At 29.7% G+C, this 3,983-nt stretch carries 8 protein-coding genes; all 8 read right to left on the bottom strand.

The genetic code is table 11. The annotated features are described in order from the left end of the window. Positions 1–115 precede the first annotated feature (115 nt). A complete protein-coding gene (locus ACQRC6_RS09645) occupies positions 116–247 on the bottom strand; it encodes a hypothetical protein (RefSeq protein ID WP_427848732.1) in 132 nt (43 codons plus the stop codon). 357 nt (positions 248–604) lie between these two features. After that, complete coding sequence (locus ACQRC6_RS09640) at positions 605–1,048, bottom strand: hypothetical protein (protein WP_427848731.1); 444 nt, start codon at positions 1,046–1,048, stop codon at positions 605–607. Between the two features lie 5 nt (positions 1,049–1,053). Next, positions 1,054–1,251, bottom strand: coding sequence for a helix-turn-helix transcriptional regulator (locus ACQRC6_RS09635; RefSeq protein WP_427848730.1), 198 nt, complete (start codon positions 1,249–1,251; stop codon positions 1,054–1,056). 88 nt (positions 1,252–1,339) lie between these two features. After that, positions 1,340–1,543 (bottom strand): hypothetical protein, encoded by a 204-nt coding sequence (locus tag ACQRC6_RS09630; protein ID WP_427848729.1) that lies wholly within the window; start codon positions 1,541–1,543, stop codon positions 1,340–1,342. Between the two features lie 8 nt (positions 1,544–1,551). After that, positions 1,552–1,914, bottom strand: coding sequence for a DUF3801 domain-containing protein (locus ACQRC6_RS09625; protein ID WP_427848728.1), 363 nt, complete (start codon positions 1,912–1,914; stop codon positions 1,552–1,554). 183 nt (positions 1,915–2,097) lie between these two features. After that, on the bottom strand, positions 2,098–2,271 hold the full coding sequence (locus ACQRC6_RS09620; RefSeq protein WP_427848727.1) for a hypothetical protein: 174 nt from the start codon (positions 2,269–2,271) through the stop codon (positions 2,098–2,100). Between the two features lie 73 nt (positions 2,272–2,344). Then, positions 2,345–3,211 carry a hypothetical protein gene (locus ACQRC6_RS09615; protein ID WP_427848726.1) on the bottom strand — a complete coding sequence of 289 codons (867 nt, stop codon included), beginning with the start codon at positions 3,209–3,211 and terminating at the stop codon, positions 2,345–2,347. Further along, positions 3,192–3,983 (bottom strand): MobQ family relaxase (gene mobQ, locus ACQRC6_RS09610; protein ID WP_427848725.1); only part of this gene is annotated, 792 nt, incomplete at its 5' end. The genes ACQRC6_RS09615 and mobQ, both read right to left, overlap by 20 nt.

Raw genomic sequence — 3,983 nt, 5'->3', positions numbered from 1 at the left:
TCATAATATTTCCTCCTTTAATTATAAAATACCTTGTCCACATAATAATGTGTCTTTCCGAGGTTTACTCTTTGTTTGGCTGTCTTATTTATTTCATTGCCCTTTAAGGATTGGTCTAGGACTTTTTTGTTTTCATCTCCTGATGATTGACTTCTCTTGCGACTTCATTTCTTGCCTTATTCATCAATATTTTTATGCTATTAAAAACATCATCATGAACTCTATCTATGTTATTTTTCTTATTCATACAAGCACCTCTTTGACCTCTTAATTGCTTTAATTATATCATAAATATTGTGTTTATTCTATTTTATATCCTTTCTACATTGATATATTCCAGATTTTCGATAATCGAAATTCTTGATTTCCGATTTTCGGAATTCTGGACTTCTGCTTTTCGGAAGTCTTGTTATTATGGTTATTTAAGGGTGTAACTTTTCGTTACTCCCTTAGATTTCTCTGGTCATATCTTTTTTGCTTGGTTTTACTTTTTCTTTTACTTTCCTTTTTAATTTTTCTTTTAACCTCATTTCCATTTTGAGCGAATAAAAAACAGTAAACCTTTGTGACTTACTGTTTTCTAATAAATATTATTTTTAGTTATCTATTCTACTTTTCGTAAATATAAATTATAAATCCATGATACAATACCACTTACCAAAATAATTCCAATTATAGAAAAACCAGAAGCTTTGTTTAAATATCCCATAAAAGCCAAGAGAAAAAAAACTATTCCCAGCAAAGTTGTTTGAATAATATATCCTACCATATAAGCCTTTGCTGTTATTAGGGACTCTCTTTCATCGGTTTCATTTATCCACTCTTGTTTTTTACTTGAAATTGAAAATATACCTATTCCACTAACACACAGAATAATAGCAACAATGAGAAATCCTATCCATGCAATATCCATTCTTGGAAACATCTGTAAAATATCTTTTTTAAAAAATAATATTCCAGCAATCAAGACAAACAGTACTCCAGTAGCAATAACTACAGTAGCTAACTTTTTTGCCATAATCATCTCTTTGTTTATATTTCTTTTCATCTTTTTTATTCCTCCTCATAAATAAAAATATCTTCAATAGTCAAACAAAAATACTTAGCGATTTTAAAAGCTAAAATAATTGAAGGATTGTATCTTCCATTTTCTAAAGAACCAATCGTCTGTCTTGATACTTCCAGAATAGAAGCTAATTCTTCCTGTGTTATTCCGTTTATTTTTCTTATTTCCTCAAGTCTGTTCTTCACATTTAACCACCTCCCATGTAATGACAAGCTACCTTTACATAAAGTATAATCATTTCCGCAAGAAATGTCAAGAACACTTTCCGTTTTTCTAAAGTTGAAAATCTTTATTCTTGCTCTGTATTAGTTCCTTCTCTTGTTCCTGTAACTGCTCTATACAGCTTCTTACGCTTTCAGTCTGTTCAACTTCTTCTCGTATCTCTAATATTTGATTATATAGGCTCTTTTTTTCTTTTTTCAAAGTGGCAACATCTGCTTTCCATTTAGATATATTTAAGGTTTTGCTTTCGCCCAAATTCTCTTTCAGATATTTTCTTGCACTCTCAAATAAAATAATCTCTGCTGTATGCTCATTGTAGAAATCTTCCTGTTTATTTTCATTACTGAGAAGTTTACTCCAAGTTTGTTTATTTCTTTTTTTAAGTCTTTGAGGTCGCTTTGATCTATGCTTATATTTTCTAGTTGTCCTTTTTTATATAAGTCTTTTATTTTCATTTCATCGCCCATAAGACTTTTGAGGTTTCCATTTGCTTTTTCTAGAGTTTCATTCATCTTTTTTCTTATTTCTTTTTCTAGGTTGATTGATTCTTTTGCTGCCTTTATTGTGTATGTTATTATGGTTTGTGCTGCTTGCCCTGCTTCTTTGCTTATTTCTTCGTTTATCATGGTTTATCTCCTTTGTTTGAATTAAAAAAAGGGAAGTACAGGCTTTAATTTTTCTATACTTCCCTTTGATTGTTTTTATTTGGTTGTTCTTGGTGGTGGAATGCTTTATTTTGATGTTTTTATATATTTCTTAGGTCTTTGTACCTTTTCTTGTTTTTCTGCTCTTATTTTGCTTTTCCACCTTTAGTAGTTTATGTGTGTTCTTTTGTCTGATAGATAGTTTTTCATGTTGGAATATATAATCTGTATTTCTTCATTGTTCATTGCTTTCATTTCTTCTTTGCTTTTATATGTTTTGTATGTTCCATCTTCATTTGCTTTTATTAGTTCGTCTATTAGTTCTTGTCTTTTATTCATCTCTATTACCTCCTAGATCTACCTTTAGTTGTTTGGTCATATTATAGCTTGGATAAGATATTTTTACCAGGTCTTATCTTTCTTGATTTTTATAATAGTCTTTGGTGGATTGCCTTTTTCTATTAAAACTATCACTATCTCGCTTATACTCTTTTATCTTTTCTATGATACTTTCTTTTTCTCCTCTCTTGATTGCCTTGTCAATTTCTATTGATAGGTCAATACCATATTCTCCATTAACTACTTCTACTGCATATTTAATATGATTTATTTCCTTGTATCTTTCCCTTATCTTTTCTGACTCTGAGTTTAATTTACTGATTTCATCTTCTAAGTTTTTAATTTCTCCTAACCATTCTTTTTCTCTTAAATTTTTCTTTCCACTGATTTTTTCTATTAAGGTTCTTGCCCTTATATGTTGGTCTATTTCCTTTTGATTATTCTTGTAGAAGCTTTCTTTGAATATTTTCTTGCTTTCATAGTCTTGGTAGGTTGCTTTTGTTTTTCTTACAGTCTTTGCATAGGCTAAACACTTATTAAGGTCTTCTATCTTTTGACTGTTTTCTTTTATAGTCTTATATATTTCAGAGTTTTTACTTCTTAGGTTATTTATATGTCCTTGTAGGTCTGATATGGTTTTTATTTTGTTTTCTCTTAGATAATTTATTCCACTTGCATATCTTTTTAGATCATAGATTGCTTTGTTTCTTTTGCCATAAAATGATAATTCAGCTCTATTATTTTCTTGCATTTCTTGATAGAAGCTTAAATATTCATAGAGGTTAAAGAGTCCTGATTCATTTTCAATTTGCTTTTTACTTTGGTCTTTATATTCCCTATATGATTCTTTTAGCTTATCTTTAAAACCTGCTAACCATGATGTTATTTTCTTTATTTCATTGCCTATGTTTTTTAATAGCTCATTTTGTTTTTTTTTCACGATTTATATCTCCTTTTTCTGTTCTTATTCCTTTTCTTTCCATTGCACTGGCACTTGCTCCTAGATGTATTGTTGGTATTTGTTTTATGCCTTGTCTTTTAAAACTCCTATGGTCTACTCTTTTTTCTGCTCCTGCTCTTTCTAAATATTTGTTACAAAGATCTGAAAAATTTTCTCTCCATTTTTCTACATTGCCTTTATCATTCCAGGTTGTTAGTTCTACTTTTCTTGTCTTAGGTTTTCCATTTTTGTTTAAAATCTTTTCTCCTTTATCATCTAAGATATATTCTTTTTTACTTTTCTGACCCCATGTTCCATCTTCATTTATTGGTCTTACTATGGTCATTATATGAGCATGAATGTTTTGATTTCCCTCTCTACTTTCATCATGGATTGCTAGGTCTACTATCATTCCCTCTTTTACAAAATTGTTTTGTATATATTCTTCTATCATCTTTTTATTTTCTTCTATGCTTAACTCTTTTGGTAATGATATGATAAAGTTTTTTGCAAGTTGGGCATTAGAATTTTTCTCAAAAAGTTCTACCGAGTTCCACAAGGTTTTTCGGTCTTTATATTCTTTTGGTGCGTGATCTGGCAAAAATATTTCTTTGCTAATTACTCCTTGTTTTTTGGTGTAGTCATGGGTTACTCCGTCCCATTCATTTTTTATTTTTCCCCACTTATATATGCTACACTTGCTACTGCACTTTTGCCTTTTCCTCTTGATATTATTTTTACTGAAAAATGAAAACTGTCTGCCATTTTTATC

It is taken from the genome of Peptoniphilus sp. SGI.035, assembly GCF_050315115.1.
Lineage (GTDB): Bacteria > Bacillota > Clostridia > Tissierellales > Peptoniphilaceae > Peptoniphilus_A.
The sequence above is the reverse complement of the archived record's forward strand: the minus strand, read 5'-3'. Positions and strand labels throughout refer to the sequence as shown.